General features: G+C 61.9%; 13 protein-coding genes and 2 pseudogenes. 4 read left to right on the top strand and 11 right to left on the bottom strand.

The features are described from left to right. Positions 1–9: 9 nt before the first annotated feature. From QCE79_RS20195 to QCE79_RS20170, 6 genes and pseudogenes are all read right to left on the bottom strand, one after another. Positions 10–948: a hydroxymethylglutaryl-CoA lyase gene (locus tag QCE79_RS20195; RefSeq protein WP_244830740.1), complete on the bottom strand. Its 939-nt coding sequence runs from the start codon at positions 946–948 to the stop codon at positions 10–12. A 15-nt stretch (positions 949–963) separates the two neighbouring features. After that, positions 964–2,324: pseudogene (locus QCE79_RS20190) on the bottom strand (MFS transporter). 52 nt (positions 2,325–2,376) lie between these two features. Then, the gene (locus QCE79_RS20185) at positions 2,377–3,189 is read right to left on the bottom strand and encodes an enoyl-CoA hydratase-related protein (RefSeq protein ID WP_244830744.1); all 813 of its coding nucleotides are present in this window, start codon (positions 3,187–3,189) and stop codon (positions 2,377–2,379) included. Beyond that, entirely contained in the window at positions 3,186–4,355 is a 1,170-nt protein-coding gene (locus QCE79_RS20180) for a CoA transferase (protein ID WP_309847314.1), read from the bottom strand. Before QCE79_RS20180 ends, QCE79_RS20185 begins: the two co-directional genes overlap by 4 nt. Further along, the gene (locus QCE79_RS20175; RefSeq protein WP_244830748.1) at positions 4,352–6,100 is read right to left on the bottom strand and encodes a hydantoinase B/oxoprolinase family protein; all 1,749 of its coding nucleotides are present in this window, start codon (positions 6,098–6,100) and stop codon (positions 4,352–4,354) included. The genes QCE79_RS20180 and QCE79_RS20175 overlap by 4 nt, the downstream gene beginning before the upstream one ends. A gap of 17 nt (positions 6,101–6,117) precedes the next feature. Next, positions 6,118–8,163: a hydantoinase/oxoprolinase family protein gene (locus tag QCE79_RS20170; protein ID WP_244830751.1), complete on the bottom strand. Its 2,046-nt coding sequence runs from the start codon at positions 8,161–8,163 to the stop codon at positions 6,118–6,120. A 192-nt stretch (positions 8,164–8,355) separates the two neighbouring features. Between QCE79_RS20170 and QCE79_RS20165 the strand changes: the two genes are divergently transcribed. Further along, positions 8,356–9,294, top strand: a complete 939-nt coding sequence (locus QCE79_RS20165; RefSeq protein WP_250469397.1) for a LysR family transcriptional regulator — start codon at positions 8,356–8,358, stop codon at positions 9,292–9,294. Between the two features lie 99 nt (positions 9,295–9,393). Here the strand turns inward: QCE79_RS20165 and QCE79_RS20160 are convergent, their stop codons facing one another. Both QCE79_RS20160 and QCE79_RS20155 read right to left on the bottom strand, forming a co-directional pair. Further along, a complete protein-coding gene (locus QCE79_RS20160) occupies positions 9,394–10,095 on the bottom strand; it encodes a dienelactone hydrolase family protein (protein ID WP_309847309.1) in 702 nt (233 codons plus the stop codon). Between the two features lie 84 nt (positions 10,096–10,179). Next, a complete protein-coding gene (locus tag QCE79_RS20155; RefSeq protein ID WP_250527685.1) occupies positions 10,180–11,670 on the bottom strand; it encodes a mechanosensitive ion channel family protein in 1,491 nt (496 codons plus the stop codon). A gap of 131 nt (positions 11,671–11,801) precedes the next feature. Here QCE79_RS20155 and QCE79_RS20150 point away from each other — a divergent pair, with 131 nt between their 5' ends. Both QCE79_RS20150 and QCE79_RS20145 read left to right on the top strand, forming a co-directional pair. Beyond that, on the top strand, positions 11,802–13,241 hold the full coding sequence (locus QCE79_RS20150) for a TldD/PmbA family protein (protein WP_309847306.1): 1,440 nt from the start codon (positions 11,802–11,804) through the stop codon (positions 13,239–13,241). Then, positions 13,238–14,578, top strand: a complete 1,341-nt coding sequence (locus QCE79_RS20145; RefSeq protein ID WP_309847304.1) for a metallopeptidase TldD-related protein — start codon at positions 13,238–13,240, stop codon at positions 14,576–14,578. Before QCE79_RS20150 ends, QCE79_RS20145 begins: the two co-directional genes overlap by 4 nt. Positions 14,579–14,592: 14 nt before the next feature. On the opposite strand, the gene QCE79_RS20140 is transcribed toward QCE79_RS20145, so the two are convergent. Next, on the bottom strand, positions 14,593–15,720 hold the full coding sequence (locus tag QCE79_RS20140; RefSeq protein WP_309847301.1) for a YbdK family carboxylate-amine ligase: 1,128 nt from the start codon (positions 15,718–15,720) through the stop codon (positions 14,593–14,595). 216 nt (positions 15,721–15,936) lie between these two features. On the opposite strand from QCE79_RS20140, the gene QCE79_RS20135 reads away from it, so the two are divergent. Next, the gene (locus QCE79_RS20135) at positions 15,937–16,311 is read left to right on the top strand and encodes a DUF4148 domain-containing protein (RefSeq protein ID WP_244830998.1); all 375 of its coding nucleotides are present in this window, start codon (positions 15,937–15,939) and stop codon (positions 16,309–16,311) included. 271 nt (positions 16,312–16,582) lie between these two features. On the opposite strand, the gene QCE79_RS20130 is transcribed toward QCE79_RS20135, so the two are convergent. Together QCE79_RS20130 and QCE79_RS20125 are read right to left on the bottom strand one after the other, a co-directional pair. Next, positions 16,583–17,233 (bottom strand): hypothetical protein, encoded by a 651-nt coding sequence (locus QCE79_RS20130; protein WP_309847298.1) that lies wholly within the window; start codon positions 17,231–17,233, stop codon positions 16,583–16,585. 223 nt (positions 17,234–17,456) lie between these two features. After that, positions 17,457–19,225 (bottom strand): annotated as a pseudogene (locus QCE79_RS20125) (bifunctional alpha/beta hydrolase/class I SAM-dependent methyltransferase). Positions 19,226–19,463 lie beyond the last annotated feature (238 nt).

Genomic DNA, 19,463 nt, shown 5'->3' with positions numbered 1-19,463 from the left:
CGGCGAGCCCTAAGCCGCCACTGCTTCCCCTGCTCGCACGAACGTCTTCGGCAAGCCTGCACGCGCAATGGCGCCTGTGAATGGTTCGCCCGGCAACCACGCGGCAATCGTCTCGCGTATCGCCAGCAACTTGTCTATGTCGATGCCCGTGGTCATGCCCTGCGCTTCGAGCATGAACACCGTGTCTTCGGTGTTGATGTTGCCCGTGGCGTTCGGCGCGAACGGACATCCGCCGAGTCCGCCGAGCGAAGAGTCGAACGCACGCACACCCGCATCGAGTGCGGCCATAACGTTGGCCAAACCGAGTCCGCGTGTATCGTGGAAATGACACGCAACCGGCAAGGGCCCCGCAAGCTCCATGACGCGACGCATGAGCGCATAGACCTGCGCGGGATTCGCATAGCCGACCGTATCGGCGATGGTGATTTCCTGCGCGCCCGCCTCGATCAACGTTTCGACCAGCCCGAGCACGATGCCTTCATCCACCTCACCGGCAATGGTGCAGCCGAACGCCGTCGCCACGCCTGCGCCCAGCACGACGCGCCGGCCGAGTTCATCGCGCGCCGCCGCAATGCGCACGAAGTCTTCGACGGATTCCGCCGTGCTGCGCCGAACGTTCTTCAGGTTGTGCTCGTTGCTCGCGGACAGCACGTAGTGGACCTTGTTCAAGCCGACATCGAAGGCACGCTGCGCTCCCTTCAGGTTCGGCACGAGCGCTGCCGCGTGCAATCCGTCGATGGCAAGCGCGCCCGTCGCCACCTCGACCGCATCGGCAAATTGCGGCACGATCTTCGGCGGCACGAAGGACGTCACTTCGATATCGGTCACGCCCGCATCCACCATGCGCGCGCACCATTCGAGTTTTTGCGCGGCGCCGAGAATGGTGCGGACCATCTGGAGGCCGTCGCGCAAGCCGACTTCACGTATCTGTACTGCTACATCTTTCATTTTCACTCCCTTCGTTCAGATGGTTGCATCCGGTACGCGTTCACCGCCTTCCTCGGCGCGTCCTTCGCTCACGGGCGCGCTCGATGTGGACGGCGCAAGCACGACAGCCGCGATGGCGCCGAGCACCATCAGCGTGGCAATCGCGCCAAGGCCGCCTGCCATGCTGTTGGTCATCGTCTTGATGGAGCCGATGATCATCGGGCTCACGAAGCCGCCGAGCAGACCCACGCAATTGATCACCGCCACGCCGCCCGCCGCGCCGCTGCCACGGATGTAACCGTCGAGATTGCCCAGATGAGCGGGTTGGGCGCGAGTATGCCCGCGGTCGCCACCGAGAGCGCCGCAAGCGACAGCGCGAGATTGCCGGTCGTGAACGCCGCGACGACGAGTCCCGCAGCACCGAAGATCATGGCGATGGCGCAATGCCAGCGCCGCTCCATCGTGCGGTCCGAATGACGGTTGAGCATGATGAGCGCGACCCAACTCACGAAATACGGAATGGCGGAATAGCAGCCGATCTGCAACGCGCTCGACACGCCCGCGCTCTTGATGAGCGTCGGCAGCCAGAAGCCGATGGCGAACACGCCGGCAATCTGCGTGAACCACACGAAGCCCATCACGTAGACGCGAAAGTCCGTGAGCGTGCGTCCGAAGGTGTGCTCCTCGTGCTTCGCCGACACGCTCGAACTCTTGCGGATATCCGCGAGCACGACGGCCTTTTCGCTTTCCGTGAGCCACTTCGCCTGCTGCGGGCCGTCATCGAGATAAAAGAACGCCACCACGCCCAGCACGGTCGCGGGCAAGCCTTGCACGATAAACATCCATTGCCAGCCGTGCAGACCGAAGTAGCCGTTGAAGTACGTCATGAGCGCACCGGACAGCGGCCCGCCGAACAAGCCCGCAATGCCCGTTGCACACGTGAAGAGCGCGATGACCTTGGCGCGCCGTTCGACCGGATACCAGCGCGTGAGATAAAAGATCACGCCCGGATAAAGCCCCGCTTCGGCAAGCCCAAGAAAGAAGCGCACGGTGTAGAGATGCGAAGGCAGCGTGACGAATGCCGTGCCCGCCGCGATCAAGCCCCACAGGATCATGATGCGTGAGAACGTCCGCTTCACACCGATGCGCGCCAAGAGCAAGTTGCTCGGCACTTCCATCAGCACGTAGCCGAGGAAGAAGATGCCCGCGCCGATGCTGTATGTGAGATCGCTGAAGCCGACATCGTGCTTCATGTCGAGCTGCGCAATGCCTATGTTGATGCGGTCGAGAAACGCGAACACATAGCACAGGAACAGGAACGGGATGAGCCGGCGCGTGATCTTGCCATACGTCGCTTCGGCTTTCGGCATGTCGAAGCTGCCGATGTTGGGGGTCATGTCTGTCTCCTCCGGTTATCCGGGTATAGGTATGCCGGCTGTTGCGTTCGAACTAAACGCCCTTGAATCGCGGTGCGCGCTTCTCGTTGTACGCGCTGATGCCTTCTAGACGGTCTGCCGTCGGAATCAGCCGGTTATAGGCTTCGATTTCCAGATAAAGGCCCGTGCGCAAGTCGCCCTGCATGCCGAGGTCGACCGCCTTCTTGGCTTGCGCGACGGACAGCGGTGCGCTCGTGCAGATGTCGCGGGCGGCGTCGATGGCATCGGCGAGCACGCGGCCCGGCTCGCAAAGACGATTGACGACGCCCCACGCCAATGCTTCCTGCGCCGTGAATTTCGCTCCCCGGAAAATCAGTTCCTTCGCGCGGCGGGCGCCGATGGTGCGCGGCAATTGCTGCGTGCCGCCGCCGCCCGGCATGATGCCGCGCTTCACTTCGGTGAAGCCGAATACGGCATGTTCCGATGCATACGCGAAATCGCAGGCGAGCAGCAGTTCGAGCCCGCCCGCGACCGCCGCGCCGTTCGCCGCGCAGATGATCGGCACGGGGCAATAGGTGATCGCGCGGTTCATGCGTTCGAACAGATAGTGCTGCACGCCGAAGTGCTCGTCGGTCATGCCTTCGCGTTCCTTGAGATCCGCGCCGCCGCAAAACGCACGCTCTCCCGCGCCCGTCAGAATGACGCAGCGATAGAGCGTGGGATCGGCTTCAAGCGCGCCGAAAACGCGAATGATCTCCTGTCCCATCGTCGTGCTGATCGCGTTCGACACATTCGGGCGGTTCAGGGTGACGACGAGAATTTGCTGATCGATGTCTTCGAGCGACAGCGTGTCGAGCGCGCCGCCAAGTTGCGATGCGAGTTTCAAGATGTCTCCAGTGGCGTCTTCGCCAACAGATGGTTATGTTCGCCGAGCTTGGGCGTGACGCCCACATGCGCGGGCCGTGCCCCGCCGAACGATATCGGCACGCCGACGACCGTGGCCGCGCCATCGTCGGTCGTGCGCAAGAGGTCGAGCGCTTTCGTCTGCTCGTGCGCGACCACCTGATCGATGGTCTGGATGGGCCCGCACGGAATGCCCGCCCCGTCGAGCGCTTCGAGCCAGTGCGCGGTGCCGTGCTTGCGAAACTCGAGATGCAGCAAGTCGATGAGCGCGACGCGATGGCTCACGCGCGCGCCGTTGGTCACGAAGCGCGCATCGTCGGCGAGTGTCGGGATAGACAATACGGTGCAAAGGCGGCGGAACAATCGGTCGTTACCGGCCGCGACCATGATCGTGCCATCCGCGCATTCGAACGCCTGATGCGGCACGATGGCAGCCGTTCCCGATCCCCAACGGCCCGGCAGCACGCCGGAGGCGAGATAATCCGCGATCTGAATGCCGGCCCAGCTGATCGCGGTTTCGTACAGCGACACGGTGACGACCTCGCCCACGCCAGTCGTCTGGCGTCGGAAGAGCGCGGCCAACACGCCGATTGCCGCCCACAAGCCGGTGCCCATGTCGTTGACCGACACTGGTATGCGCGAGAGCGGCTCGCCCGGCTGACCCAGAAAACTCATGAGACCCGAAAGCGCCTGCACGAGCGGATCGTAGCCGGGCTTGTCGCGCAGCGGTCCCGCCGTGCCGAACGCGCCGAGATTGCAATAGACGAGCGAGGGCTTCATGCGCAGCATCTGCTCGCCGCCTAGGCCGTACTTCTCCGTGCCGCCGGCCTTGAGATTCTGCAGAACGACATCGGCGCGGCGCTCGATCAGCGCACGCAATGCCTCCGCGTCGTCGCGATTCGACAGCGTCATCGCAATGCTCTTCTTGCCGTGGTTCACCGCATGAAACAGCGCGGCGGCGCCATCGACGAAGGGCGGGCCCCAGTCGCGCGCATAGTCGCCGCCTTCCGCGCTTTCGATCTTGATGACCTCCGCGCCCAACGAGCCGAGGATCATGCCCGCATAGGGCGCGGCAAGACTATGGCCGATCTCGACCACGCACACGCCCGCGAGCGGCAAGGTCGGGCTCATGGCTTCGCCCGCGCTCATTCCGCCGCCACCGCGAGCGATGCGACTGCCGGCTCTTCCGCTGCCGGCTGTGCGCTCGGACCGTAACGTTGCGCGGCGGCTTCGGCGCTGACGTAGCCATCGGCGATATCGGCTGCCACGAGCAACGGATCGCGCTCGTGCGGATCGCCATAACCACCGCTGCCTGCCGGCTGCACCGACACGCGATCGCCGCGATACACCACCGTCTGTCCGCCCTTCGCCGCTACCGCGTGCTCGCTGCCGTCCGCCCGCTGCACGATGCATTGAAAGCGCGTGCCCGCCATCCCGCCAAAATGGCCTTCGGGCGCCGAGCGTCCGCGTTCGCCGGAGACGGTGAAGGTCGCCTCGTCGTATTCGACGCGATAGACGCGCCGCGACGTCAGGCCGCCGCGTCTGCGTCCCGCGCCGCCGCTGTCGGTCACGAGCGACCATTCCTCGACGACGAGCGGCGATGTCGCCTCGATCATCTCGATGGACTGGCTGCCCGCGTTGCCCACGTACACACGCACACCGCTCACGCCATCCTTCTCGGCGCGCGCGCCCATGCCGCCCGCGTGGACGTCGTGCATCGTGACGAACTCCTGGCCGGTGCGGCCAATGCGCGCCGGGTCCGTGTCGCGTCCGCTGAAGATGCCCGCGCACGACGCGCAGTTGCTTTGCCCCGTGATGCGCTTGGGCACCGCGGGCGCGAGTGCCTTCAGAAGCAGATCGATCACGCGTGGCGACGTTTCCGTATTGCCCGACACGACCGAGGCCGGATAGCGGCAGTTCAGCACGCTGCCTTCGGGCGCGATGATCGTCACCGGTCGATAGCAACCCTGATTGATCGGAATGCCCGGGTCGGTCAGCGCCTTTACCGTGAACCAGGTGCTGTTGCAGGTGACCGACAGCGGACAGTTGATGCCGCCGCGCACTTGCGCGCCGGTGCCGGTGTAATCGAACGTGATGTGATCGCCCGTCTTCGTCACCTTGACCTTGAGAAGCGGACGCTCCTGTTTCCAGCCCGGCGCTTCGATCGGATCGAGATACTCCTCGGCTTCGTAGACGCCATCGGGAATACGCGCTATTTCCGCGCGAATCAGCTTCTCCGAGTGATCGAGGCTCTGGCTCATCACGTCGCGCAAGGCATCGGCGCCATACTTCGCAACCAGATCGCCGATACGCCGGTCGCCGACGAACGTGCCCGCGTATTGCGCCTGAATGTCGAGCCGTAACTCGTGCGCATTGCGGCTATTGCGCGTGAGCAGGTTGAGCATGTCCTGCACAGGCTCGTCATTGCGATACAGAAACACCGGCGGAATGCGGATACCTTCCGCGAACACGTCCCATGTGGTGACCGTATAGCTGCCCGGAGACTGCCCGCCGATATCGGTCCAGTGGCCGCGCGTCATCACGAAGGCGACGATCTTGCCATCGGCGAAAACGGGACGCGTGAACTGCACGTCCGGTTGATGATTGCCGCCGCCGACATACGCGTCGTTGCTGACGATGACATCTCCGGGGCGCAAGTTCTCTCGTCCCATCGCCTCCACCGAGACGCGCGTCGAGATGACGGCGGAGCCGAGCATCGTCGGAATGTCGTTGCCTTGCGCGACGAGCTGCATGTCGGCGTCGAAGATCGCGGCGGACGAGTCGCCGCTCGCATGCATGAGCGGGCTGCCGGCGGTGCGCATCATCGCGATCTTCATTTCACGCGCGACGGCGAAGAGACTGCTGCGGATGATTTCGTAAGTAACAATATCCATGAGGATGTCCGTATATATCAGGCTGCCAGTTCGATGACGAGATTCAGATCGGGATCGACGCGCGCGACGTGCGACGCCTTGAGCACGGCGCAACTGCTGTGCTCTTCGATGACGGCGGGCCCTTCGATCGTCGCGCCTATGGGAATCTCCATGCGCGCGAACACGGGAAGCGTGCGCACGCCGCCGTCGAAATAGACCTCGCGCGTACGCACCGGCTTCGGCATCGCGCCGCCCTTGCTGCTTGCGACGCCGCCGCGCCAACCCGTCGTCGTGACGAGTTGCAGACGCACGTTGGCGACCACGACCGGCTTGTCCTTGCTGATGAAATTCCATTGCCGCTGATGCGCGGTTTCGAAGGTTTGCGCAAGCGCGGCGCGAATGCCTTGCGCATCGCCCTGCACTTCGACGGTGATGACATCGGGCTGACCGGCATAGCGGCAATCCGCGAGACGCACCACTTTCACGCCGTCTGCATCGACACCATGACGTTGCAGCTCTTGCATGCCTTCGGCGGTGAGTTCGTCGAGCGCATGCTGCAAGGTGGCGTCGTCGATCATCGCGAGATCGCTTTCCAGCGGGCGCTGATAGTCGTATTGCTGGTCCGCGACCGTCATGCCGAATGCGCTGAAAAGCCCCGGCAGCGGCGGAATCACGACTCTTCGAATGCCCATCTCGTGCGCCAGATCGACCGCGTGCACCGGCCCCGCGCCGCCGTAACAGATGTACGAAAATTCGCGCGGATCGTAGCCACGTTCCACCGTCATGATGCGGATGGCTTGGGCCATCAGTGCATTGGCCACCGACCGCACGACTTGCGCAGCTTCCGGCACCGAGACGCCGAGCGGCTTGGCGATGACCTCTTCGACCACGCGCCACGCCGCCTGTGCGTCCAGTTTGAATTCGCCACCGAGGAAGCTGTCGGGATCGATATAGCCGAGCACGAGGTTGCAGTCGGTCACGGTCGGACGCGTGCCGCCGCGCCCATAGCACGCAGGGCCCGGATCGGCGCCCGCGCTTTCGGGACCGATCCGCACGCCGCCGCCCGCATCGATCCAGACGATAGAGCCGCCGCCCGCGCCCACCGAGTCGATATCGATGCTGGGCGAGCGCACGGTATAGGTATGCAGCAGGCTTTTGTTGCGCAGCTCCGGCCGAAACTCGCGGATCAGCGATACGTCGAACGTGGTGCCGCCCATGTCGCCGAGAATCGCGTTCTTGAGATCGCTTTTCTCGCAGTTGCGAATGGCCGCGGAAACGCCGCCCGCGGGACCGGATTCGAGCAGCACGATCGGCTTGTCGGCGACCATCGCGGGGCTTGCCAGACCGCCGTTCGACTGCATGAAGAGGAACTTGCCCGCGAAGCCGTGTTGCGCGAGCGTGTTGATGAGCCTGCCGATATACCGGCCGCAGACCGGACCGAGCATTGCGTTGATGACGGTCGAGCTCGTGCGCTCGTATTCCATCGCTTCGGGATTGACCTCGTGCGATGCGCAAATGAAGCGGTCGGGCAGCAAGCGGCGCAACGTATCGACGGCTTCGCGCTCGTGCTGCGGATTCACATGCGCATGCAGGAAGCACACGGCGACGGCTTCGATATCCGACTCGCGAATCTGTGCGGCAAGGGCTTCGAGTCCGGCGTGATCGAGCGGCATTTCCATGCTGCCGTCGTAACGCAGACGCTCGCCGACTTCGAGCCGCCAGCGCCGCTCGACGAGCGGACGCGGATTGTCGAACAGCAGATCGTATAGATCCGCGCGGTCGTGACGCGACACGCGCCGCAGTTCGAGGATGTCGCGAAAGCCGCGCGTCGTGACGAGTGCGGTTTTAGCGCCCGTGCCTTCCACGACCATGTTGGTCGCCATCGTCGTGCCGTGGCCGAGAAAGGCGACGTCTTCGCTTTGCGTGCCTGAAAGCTCCAGAATCTTGAGAAAGCCTTCGATCGTTCCGACGACGCGATCCTTCGGCGTCGTCGGCACCTTGGTCGACCAGATTTGCCCCGTTTGGTCATCCACCATCACGACATCGGTGAAGGTGCCGCCGACGTCGATACCGATTCTTTTCAATTTGCTTCTCTCCATAGGGATGCATGATTCATCACGCCGCCCGCTTGTTCGCTTGCTCGTTCGTCGATCAATGCGGCTATGATCGAGCCGCGTGGCCGAGCATGGGCGGCGACGTCTGAGCCAGTGTAGGGAGAGAACGCCCTGGCCAGATAATGAAACCTTCGGATCAGGTGACAGGCTGGAGTTATATCGGTGATAACCAGTATCGATGCGATTTTGCGTAGATTGCGCGGCAATCACATTGCGTTGTTGATCGCGCTGGACGACCACGGCTCGCTGCGCAAGGCGGCGCATCAGGTCTCGCTTTCACAGCCCGCCACGACCAAGTCGCTGCGCGAGATCGAGTCTTTGTTTGGCGCGGAGCTTTTCGCGCGCTCGCCGCGCGGCATCGTGCCGAACGAACTCGGCCGCTGTGTGATTCGCCATGCGCGCGCGGTCCGTTCGGAGATCGGCGCATTACGCGATGAACTCGCGGCCCTCTTGCGCGGCGGCGGCGGCACGCTCGCGGTCGGCGCGGTCATGGGCTCGGTCCCCGTATGGCTCACGCCCGTGCTGCGAGAGTTGCGGGGCATTCAGCCGGATATTTCCGTCGAGGTCTGGGAGGACAACAGTGCGCGGCTCTTGTCGATGCTCGATCAGCGGCTGCTCGATCTCGTGATCGGTCGGCCGAGCATCAGCGTTCATCCCGAGGCTTACGACTTCATTCCGCTCGAAGTGGAGGAAGTGTGTTTCGTCGTCGATGGCGCGGACCCGCTGGCCACGGACGCGAACGTGACGTTCGCGGGCATCGGCGAGAATCCGTGGATCGTCCCTCAGGCCACCCTGCCAATGCGCTCGCTTCTCGAACAGCTATTCGACGATGCGCAAGTGCCCTTCCCGCGCTATGCGATCGAGACGTCATCGACGTTCGCGACCTTGTCGCTCTTGCGCTCCGGCGCGGGGACGGTGGGATTGATGCCGCTCAAGGTGGCGAGATACTTCGAGGAGCATGGACTGGTGGCGGTGCTGCCCATACGAATCGACAGGACAGGCGCGCCTTATGGAATTGCCACGCGGCGTGGGGCGACGCTTACGCAGCCGGTGCAGCGGTTCATCGAGTTGTGTGTCGCGAAGCGGGACGCAATGGCGTAAGTGGTAAGTCGAAGCCGTGCGGTGAGTGCGTGTGCCTGGCGATGATGGCGAACATTTCCACCGATGCCAAAGACCTCCACCGACACGCAGCCCGACAACTCAAGTCCCCGCCAGCTCGCGCCGAAACAAGTCATAGGTCCGTTCATTCGCAAGCTCTGCCGCGGCCGCATCGTAATGCAAACCTGTGTGCCGCGCGAACGCATGACTGCATCCGGGATACGCGTACACCGTCACATTCGTCCTGTCCTTCATCGCCGCCTTGATTGCGGCCTGTGCATCCGTCGATATGAATTCGTCTTCGGTACCGAGATGCATGATCATCGGCGCTCGTATGCTGTCTGCTTCGCCCAAGTACTGATCAGTCTGACCGCCGTAATAAGCCGCGGCGGCATCGACACCCTCGCGTGCGGTCGTCAGGAAAGTCATCAGACCGCCGAGGCAAAAGCCCATCAACCCGCACTTACCGTTCGACTCGGGCAAGGCACGTCCCATGGCAACCGTGGCGCCGACATCTCGAACACCCAGATCGATGTCGAATGCCTGATAGAGCGCAAAGCCCTTTTTCCATTCCTCCTCGGACCAGCTATTCAATTCGACGCCCGGTTCGAGCCGCCAGAAGAGATCGGGACACAGCGCGATGAATCCTTGCCTCGCCAACTCCTGACATGTTTCCCGCATGTCCGCGTTGATGCCGAAAATTTCAGGCAGCACCACGACGGCGGGCGCCGGCGTGTTGGCGGGAACTTCGACATAGACGGCGAAGCTGCCATCGTCGGTATGCAGTTGCCTATATTCGCCCATGAGATACCTCTCCAAGAGATTTCAAAAGATGCCAACGGATGGCCTCGTTCAACGCGACTACGTGTCTTCGCTTAAACATCTCTTCTAAGCGGACTTGTCGGTCTGCTTGACCTGAGAAGCTTCTTGCAACGCGTGCCGAAACCAGACCTTGTCCAACAACCACTGAAACAGCGATGTGCCTTTTTCTTCTTCCACCGGCATGGGATTCGTCAACTGGCCGAGCTTGTCCTGACGATAAGCGAGGAGCTGACACAACTGCTTCGCGACGTCCCGATGATCTTTCAGGAACGACGTCATATCGTTCTTACCGAGTTGATATAGCACTACGGGTGTGAGCGTCGAGATGGATACGTGCATCGGCAAACCAGCAAGCAGCCCGGCCTCCCCGAAGGCCTCTCCGGGACCGACGCGGGCAACTTCGCGATCTCCTGTCGCTTCGTGATAGGTGACCGACAGCACACCCGAATGAACGATAGAGAGACTGTCGGGCACCGTGTCAGGCGCGAGTATCTGCTGCCTTGCCTGATACTCGTGCCGCAAGAGCCGCTTGGCAAGCCGCTCTATTTCATCGCTCGTCAGACTGTCGAACAGGCTCACGCGTCTGAGCAAGGCTTCTCGTGCATCGTGCGCGGTCACGGCGGGCGCGGGAATGCCGAGCGCGCGCAGCGCCACGGACGAAGCCGCGAGATGCCGGTAACAAAGATCGAACAACTCGTTGGATACGGATGACTTCTTGTTCATGTCATCGACGAACGCCACGACTTCGTATTGCACCGAATTGAGCGTGGCACGCTTCATCCGCGCATAAGGTGCGGGGCTGTCGAGAATGACATTGCAGCCGGTCAGGGCACGGCCCAAGGCATCGAGCACGGTCTTTGGCCGGGCTTCGGGATCGATCTCGAGAATGAGAGAGATTCCGTGGATGTTCGCCGGCCTGCTGTTATTCGAAATCTTGGCTTTCGATGCAACCGCGTTAGGCACGATAAGCGTATTGCCCTGGCCCGTGAGCAAATGCGTGGCGCGCCAATTCATTTCGATCACTTTGCCTTCGACGTCATCGATCAAGACCCAGTCGCCAACCGAATAAGGCTCCGTGGTGTTGAGCACGATGCCCGCGAACACGTCGCTCAACGTGCTTTGAATGGCGAGACCGAGCACGATGGCGAGCGCGCCCGACGTCGCAACGAGCCCGCGTACCGGCAATTCGAGCACGAAGCCGAGCGCTGCCACGGCCGCTGCGAGAAAGACCACCGCACCGAACACATCTGAAAATAGCCGCTGCTTGCGCCAGGCGCGCGGCAAAAGCAAGGTGTCGAGCGAAAGCGTGAGCAACCGCGCGCCCGTCAGCCACCAGATGATTTCGAGCACTTGTCCAAGCCAGTGCAATTCGACGACGGCAGCGTAAGGCGCCTGAGTGAACGGATTCAGGTCAGAGGAAAAGAGGTCCCAGCTCAACGCGACGAAAAGCGCGAGCCGTATGAACAGCCGCGCGAGGTCTTGCGCGGGCAGACGCGCGCGCCACACGACGACATCCAGCGCGACGATAGCGAAGCCCAGTATGAGTGGGTATTTCACAGGGACATCCTCGAATGACGACATCGAGAGGATACACATCCGCAAACGCGCGTGCGTTGGTCCGTGCCATGGCATATTAACGCTGCCTGCGCACGCATTTGCGCACCCGACGGTAAAAACACGGAAGCGATATGAACGGTCCTTCACTCGACGAGCACGTTCGCGCCCTTTCCAGCGAAGCGGACTTCCACTCGGTGCGCTTCGTCGATGAACGCACGGACGATCACAAGGTTCGCAACGACGTGATCCAGCCACTTCGCACCGCGCGCGATCGCGGCGCAATGCTCACTGCATGGCACGGCGCCGGCGCGGGCTATGCGGCAACCGCCGACTTGTCCCCGGCTGGCTTGCAGGCGGCGCTCGACCTCGCCACGCGCCGCGCCAAGGCAAGCGCACGCGTCTCGCTCGTCGATCACAGGCTCGCCGCGCGTCCATCGCAAAGCGGCGAATACGCGTCGCCCGGCATCGAGGCCACGCTGCCGGCGCGGCGCGAATGGCTTGAACGGCTCGCGGAAGAATGCGCCGCGGCGAGCATCGACCCGCGTATCGTCGAGCGCACCGCGTCCATGCAGGTCATCGAAAGCGAACAAACCTTGATCACGAGCGACGGCGTTCGCATCGAGCAGCGTTTCCGGTTCGCCATGCCGCAATTGGCGGTCGCGGCGCACGCCCACGGCGATACGCAAGTCCGCACGCTGGGCGGCGATTACGGAACCATCGCGCAAGGCGGCGTCGAAATCCTCGATCGCTTCGCTTTCGATGGCGCCGGCGAGCGGCTGGCCAACGAAGCGCTCGCGCTTCTCGCCGCGCCGAACTGCCCGAGCGGCGTGCGCGACCTGCTCCTCATGCCCGATCAGATGATGCTGCAAATCCATGAGTCGATCGGTCATCCGCTCGAACTCGACCGCATTCTCGGCGACGAACGCAACTTCGCCGGATCGAGCTTCGTGAAGCCCGAGTTCTTCGGCACCTACCAATACGGCTCGCCGCTCTTGAACGTGACGTTCGATCCCGATGTGGCCGCTGAGGTCGCAACCTACGCATTCGACGACGACGGCGCCGCTGCGAGCAAACACCATCTGATCCGCAACGGCGTGCTCGAACGCGCGCTCGGCGGCACGCTCTCGCAACAACGCGCGGGCATCGGCGGGGTCGCGAATTCGCGGGCATCGAGCTGGAACCGCCCGCCTATCGACCGGATGGCGAACCTCAATATCGAAGCTGGCGAGAGTACGCTCGACGAGATGATCGCGAACATCGAACAGGGCATTCTGATGCGCACGAACACCTCGTGGTCCATCGACGACTATCGCAACAAGTTTCAATTCGGCTGCGAGTTCGGGCAACTGATCGAGAATGGCCGGCTTACGCAAGTGGTTCGCCAACCGGGCTATCGCGGCATTTCGGCGAATTTCTGGCGCAGCCTGGTCGCGGTCGGCAACGAAGCAACGCGCGGCATCTACGGCACGGCAATGTGCGGCAAGGGTGAGCCAATGCAGATCGTGCCCGTGGGCCATGCATCGCCTGCATGCGTGTTCAGCAACGTGGATGTGTTCGGAGGCACGCGATGACAGCCGCCGCGGCAAACTGGGAACATCGCTTCATGCGGCTCGCGGATGTCGTCGAGCGTCGGCTCGTCACAGGCGAAGTGGCATTGACCACACTTGCCGCCGAGGAATCGGACTTCGTGCGCTTCAATGCAAGCAAGGTCCGTCAGATCGGGCACGTCTCGCAGGGCGCGTTGACGCTGCGGCTCATCAGGAACGAGCGCCAGGCCTATTCCACGCTCACGATAAGCGGCGACGCGCATACCGACGACGAAGCCATCGCCGGGACGCTCGCCGCGCTGCGGGCCGCGCTCGAAGACGCCAGCGCCGATCCGCATTTGCTCGTCGATACGGCGACATGGACCCAGGCCACTCGACGACGCGGCACGCTGCCGGAGATCGAATCGCTCTTGAGCGTGGTCGAACGATGCGCGGCACGGCTCGACTTCGTCGGCTTCTATGCCGGTGGATCGATGGCGCGCGGCTTTGCATCGTCGAATGGGAGCCGTGGCTGGCATGAACTCGACAACTTCAACTTCAGCTGGTCGCTTTACGATGCAAGCGGACGCGCAATCAAGACGACCTACGCGGGCGAGCAATGGAGCGACGAAGTCTTCGCAAGAAAAGTCGAAGAGGCCGCGGCGCGCATGCCGGTGTTGGCCCGGCCCGCGCGCACGCTTGCGCCGGGGAATTATCGTGCATGGCTCGCGCCGGCCGCGCTTGCCGAACTCATCGGCACGGCGTCCTTTACGGCGTTTTCGGCACGCAAGCAGGCAACATCGCGTAGCGAGTTTCATCGCCTGAATAGCGGCGAGGCTTCGCTGGACGAACGCGTCACGCTCACCGAGGACATCGGTCTCGGCATTACACCGGGCTTTAGTGAAGACGGCTACGAGCGCGAGACCGTCCCGCTGATTCGAGCCGGCCGCGGCGCGCAGCAACTCACCAGCGCGCGCACAGCCCGCGAATACGGCTTGCGTCCCAACGGCGCGCCCGCGAATGAGATGCCCATATCGCTTTCGATGCAAGGCGGCGATCTCGCCGACAGCGACGTGCTCGCCGCGCTCGACACCGGTCTTTATGTCGGCAACCTGTGGTACGTGAACTTCTCCGACCGGATGGATTGCCGCATGACCGGCATGACGCGCTTTGCCACGTTCTGGGTCGAGCATGGCGAGATCGTCGCGCCCATCGAAGCCATGCGCTTCGACGACAGCCTTTATCGGCTGCTAGGAAGCGAACTCGACCGGATAGGCGCCACGCCCGAACTGCTGTTGAACGACTCGACGTGGGGCGAACGTTCGACAGGCGGCCTGCAATTGCCAGGAGTGCTGGTGCGCGGTTTCAGGCTAACGCTTTAGTCATTGCCTTGAGTTCATTCGAGCGTCTGCGCGCCACGCCATATCTGACATTGCTGCCGCACGACTTCATGCAAGGAGTCATGCGCGCCATAGACGCGGCGCAACCACGTGGCATCGCTCGTGCCGCTCGTCACCGCACGCCTGATCGATTCGAGGCCTGCTTGGCCGCCGAGAGCCTGAGCGTGGCCGCTGATCGCATCGAGCGTGGCGAGGATGTCGTCTCTGATCGGTTTGCTTTGCCCCGTCTCCGGATTCACGCATGTTGCATCCAGACCAAAGCGGCAAGCCATGAACCGGTTCGTCCGATAAACCTCGTAGTCGCGTTCACTCAGCGTCAAGGGTTTATCGATCAGCAGATAGCGCGAAAGCGCCTGAATGTAAGCCGCGATGGCGGCGGCTCGTTCCACGCGTAACGGCGTATCCATGACGCGTACTTCGATCGTTCCGAATCCAGGACTCGGACGAATGTCCCAGTAAAAGTCCTTCAGACTCTTGACGAGACCCGTGTTGGTCATGCGCTCGAAGTACTGTTCGAACTCGCTCCACTCCGTCACGAAGGGCGCCTGGCCCGACAAGGGGAACGGCGCGACCGAATTGAGTCTTGCGCACTGGAACTGCGTGTCGCTGCCCTGCACGAACGGCGAAGAAGCGGCGAGCGCAATGAAGTGCGGGACGTAGCGCGAGAGCGAGTGCAGTAGAACGAGCGCCGAGTCGGCGTCCGGGCAACCGACATGCACGTGCTGACCGAAGATGGTGAACTGCTGATAAAGCGCCCCGTATAGGCCCATGAGATATTCGGAGCGTTCGCGTCCATCGGACCGTTGGTCGTACCAATTCTGGAAGAAGTTGGTGCCGCCACCGCATACGCCGACGTTGAGAAAGTCGGCGGCGCGAACGAGCGTATCGCGAAGCACCTGCAACTCGTTACTGACCTGGTCGAAGTTCCGGCACACGCCAGTGGAGAGTTCGATCATCCCTTCGGTCGTCTCGGGGTCGATGGCCCCCGCGAAGGTTTCCTCTCGAACGCGGTTCAACAACTCCGTGGTCGCCTTCGTCAGGTTGTAGTCATGCGTATTGACGACCTGGACTTCCAGTTCGACGCCAATCGTGAACGGTTCTGATGATGCAAACGGCTGCAACATAGGGTGTCCTGTCATTCGAACGAAAGAACGGCGGCAACGCGATTTTACGCGAGCGCGTCCGATGCAACGGCGTCATCGGCTATTGAGGGTTAACGCAAATTTAACAATAATTACTTGTTCAGTCCGCACTTAATTCCCAAGCACGTGCCGCCTAGACTTCAAGCACTGAAACGCAAACGGGTGTTTGCGCAAAAACGAAGCCTGGAGGTAAGCATCATGAAACTCGTTCAATCGCTCATCGTTGCCGCTGCTCTTGCAATCCCTGCCGTGTCGTCGTTCGCTCAAACGAACCAGCCGGTGACTCGCGCTGAAGTGAAGGCGCAACTGGTTCAACTCGAAAAAGCCGGCTACAACCCCACCGGCGATCAAACGCAATATCCGGCCAATATTCAAGCCGCGGAAGCTCGTGTGAACGCCCAAGGCAATAACGCAACGGATGTCGGCGGCGCCGCGGATGGCACATCGGCTTCGGGTGCACACCATACGCTGCGCAATTTCGACCATGCAGTGGCTCGCGTGGGACACAAGATCAGCGCTTCCGTTCGTCCGGATGCCAACGACGGCATGAAGCCTGTATTCTTTGGCTCCTGATCTGTTCAGTTGTTTTCGTTCAAGGTCTGGCGCGCAATCGTCTTGTGCGCCTCGTCTCCAAGATCCTCCTCCGGTGGCCTTCAATCACTGGATTGCCCAGCGCTTAGTGGCTGGGCCTTTTTGTGCGCTAAGCGAAATAGCTTGATTTCGTTTGTCTGGCGCGTGGGCTTTATTGCCAAGCGCGTGCTTTCTTAGCGTGTCACGGCAAGACGCGCTCGTACAGGTCGCAAGATATTCCCTAAAGAAATTCGATCAAGCGCCAAGCCGTGTCTTAGCCTTGAAGATTGTCCTCGCAGTCTGCCCAGTACCGTAAAGGATCGCGATGGAATGGATAATTCGAGTTGAGCCACGTCGACAGCCGTGTCCAATCGGGATGGTTAGTGCCACTTTGCGCGGACCAGGTCGACGATCTTTCGAGAATTTGACCGTTCGATCGATCGCGGACGAGCAAACTGCCCAGCCCATTTGAACCGTTGGTCTGCGATTCAAGGGAATATCGCGGCAAGATTCGCAACTCGGCATCCTTGGCCCAACCAAACACGGCGCGCACCACGCCCGCCGGATCTCGCACTTCGATAGGACCGCTCTCCGGGCGAAGCGCCGACCATCCTTCAGGAAATTCCGTCACGATTTCGTGACCGCTTTCCCTCACCCATCTCAGGCGCCATGCTCGTGCCATCGCATCGCGCATGCGTGCGACCGATTCATAGCCAGCGGGCAACTCGACCGCCATCGGCAGCGTGATCAGGTTGTCTTTCCAGAGCTTGGCTTCTTCGTCGATGCGCTCGACAGGCTCGAACGCGCCAGCTTCGAATGGATTCTCGGGCCGGCCGGATTTACGCTCGCTCGCGCTGGATTTCGGCAGACCTTCGAAGAGACGCTCGGCGTCGTCGCGGGTGAGCTTGGGTTTTCCTTTCTTCATTTGTCTCTCTGCGGCAAGGGGTCTTGTCTAGCGACGGTGCTTCATTCGCGCGCGGTTAAAGTCGCTCTTGGCGTCATTGTGCACTGTTCGCTTGCACTAGCCCGTGAAGGTGGCTTAGGCGACGACTTTACACGGCGCTCAAAGTCCGCTAAACGCCACCGCGATGCCAACAGTCACTCCACGCCAGCACAAAGCAGCGCAGCGATAGCGGCCGCCGCATCGCTCATTGCCTCGCTTCCCGCTGCGCAAGACTCACCGTAAAAATACCCATTTCATCGATACGCTGTTCCAGCTTGCGGAAACCTGCGCGCCTGACGAGTTCATCCATCTCGGCCTGCGAGCGACGCCGCATGACCCGGCTTGCCTCACCGCGATGAGTACTCGACGAACGCGCGATAAATTCGCGTCGCGGATGCCACGGCTGTGCCGTATAGACGAGATAACTGCCCGGCAGCACTGCTTGCGCAAGCGCATGCAACGAGCGTTCGATCATCGCGTTGTCGCCGTAAAGCTCGTATAAGCCCGCCGCGATGGCAAGCGTCGGACGGGGTTCGAGCGTGGTGAACGACGCTTCATCGAAAGCATCGGCTTGCTCGAAGTGGGCGATCGACTCAAGTCCCCGCCGTGCGATCGAAGCACGTCCCGCTTCGACATTGATCGCACTCACATCGCGCAGCACGATGCGATCGACGGTCACGTTGGCGTCGTCGGTTGAATTTGCTATCGCGTCGAGCACGTGGCGTCCATGCCCGGCCGCGACATCGACGAGACGCACGGGTGAGCCCTCACGAACCAGCCGCGCGATAGCCAGACCCAGGAGCGCTTCGATATGCGTCTTGCGCTGCCGCATACCCTTGCACCCTGGCGCATTCAAGTAAAAGCGATCGATGAGACGTCCGATGCCACCGCATCCACGTGCCTCGTTGCGGTAGACATAGTCGAGCGTCGCGTCCGAATCGAACCCAAGCGAAAGACCAAGCGCGATGCCTTCCGAAAGCGCCCCGCCCGCCTCAGCGCCAGCCGGTTCATCCACCAATAAAAACGTTCGAACGGCTTGGTTGGAGGCTTCAGCATCGCCTCGTACTCGTCGCGGAATGGTCCGCGCTTGTTCGCGTGAACGAGTGATACACGCGGGCTGCGCGCATTGAATTCACGCAAGATAAATGCGCGCAATGGTTCCAGCGCCTTGGCGCGATCCCGCTCGCCTAGCGTATCGTGACGAAAACGCGGCAGCACGACGCGCTCTTTGCGAGCCGAACGCAGCCGATCATAAAAAAGGTCCTGCGGCGCACGCTGCACGACCCGGTCCGCACCTGAAATCAACACTTGCGTAGGCACGGTGATGGCAGCGGCATCGTCGACGATACGCTTCGACGTATCGTGCAGATCCAGCAACATGTTGACGGCGATCGGCCGCGTAACGAGCGGATCGGCCGCATAGCTCGCGATGCGTTCTATATCGTGCGTGAGCAGCTCGGGCCTCACTAGACTTTTCACATGGAACGAGCCGCGCAGCTTGTGCGCGAGCCGTAACCCAGCCCGCGCAAACGGTATATACAGTTTCATTCGAAATGCGGGCGATGCCAGCGCGAGACAGCGCACAGGCGGCGCGTAATCATGCACCCACGTCGCTGCAAGCACCGCACCGACGCTTTGCCCGATAACAGCGATGTCTTCCACGGCAATGCCGTGCGCATCACGGATATGATCGATGAAGCACTGCAGGTCACGCACCGACGCAGCCACGCTCGGGCTATATCCACGTGGCCCCGGCGACTTGCCATGTCCGCGCGCGTCCCATGCGAAGAAGGAGAAGTCACGCAACTTCAGCTCATCGACGAGATGCGCGACGCGTGCCGAATGTTCGTGTCCGCAATGCAGCAAGACGATTGCGCCACGACGACGCGATTTCGCCGCCGGCCAATGACGGTAGAAAAGCTTCTCACTGTCGTGCGTGATGAATTCGGACTCGTTGATTGTACGTTTGGTCATAGTGCTCTTTAACTTCGTGTTTGATTTGCTCGCAGATGCAAGTTCAATGCACCTGCTTCACTCCGGCGCTACCGCGCATGAATACGTTTGATACGCGCCTGAAGTATTCTTTCGCCGATGCTTGCCCGTAAGAAGTCTGTCGATAGCGACGAGTGCCATGCGAATGAATAGTCACGGCGGTATCGACGTAAAGAATGCCGCTCTCGCGCGAATAAGTGCGCCGCATTGTTGCTCGGGC

This window comes from Caballeronia sp. LZ003, assembly GCF_031451465.1.
In the GTDB taxonomy this organism is placed as follows: Bacteria; Pseudomonadota; Gammaproteobacteria; order Burkholderiales; family Burkholderiaceae; genus Caballeronia.
The sequence above is the reverse complement of the archived record's forward strand: the minus strand, read 5'-3'. Positions and strand labels throughout refer to the sequence as shown.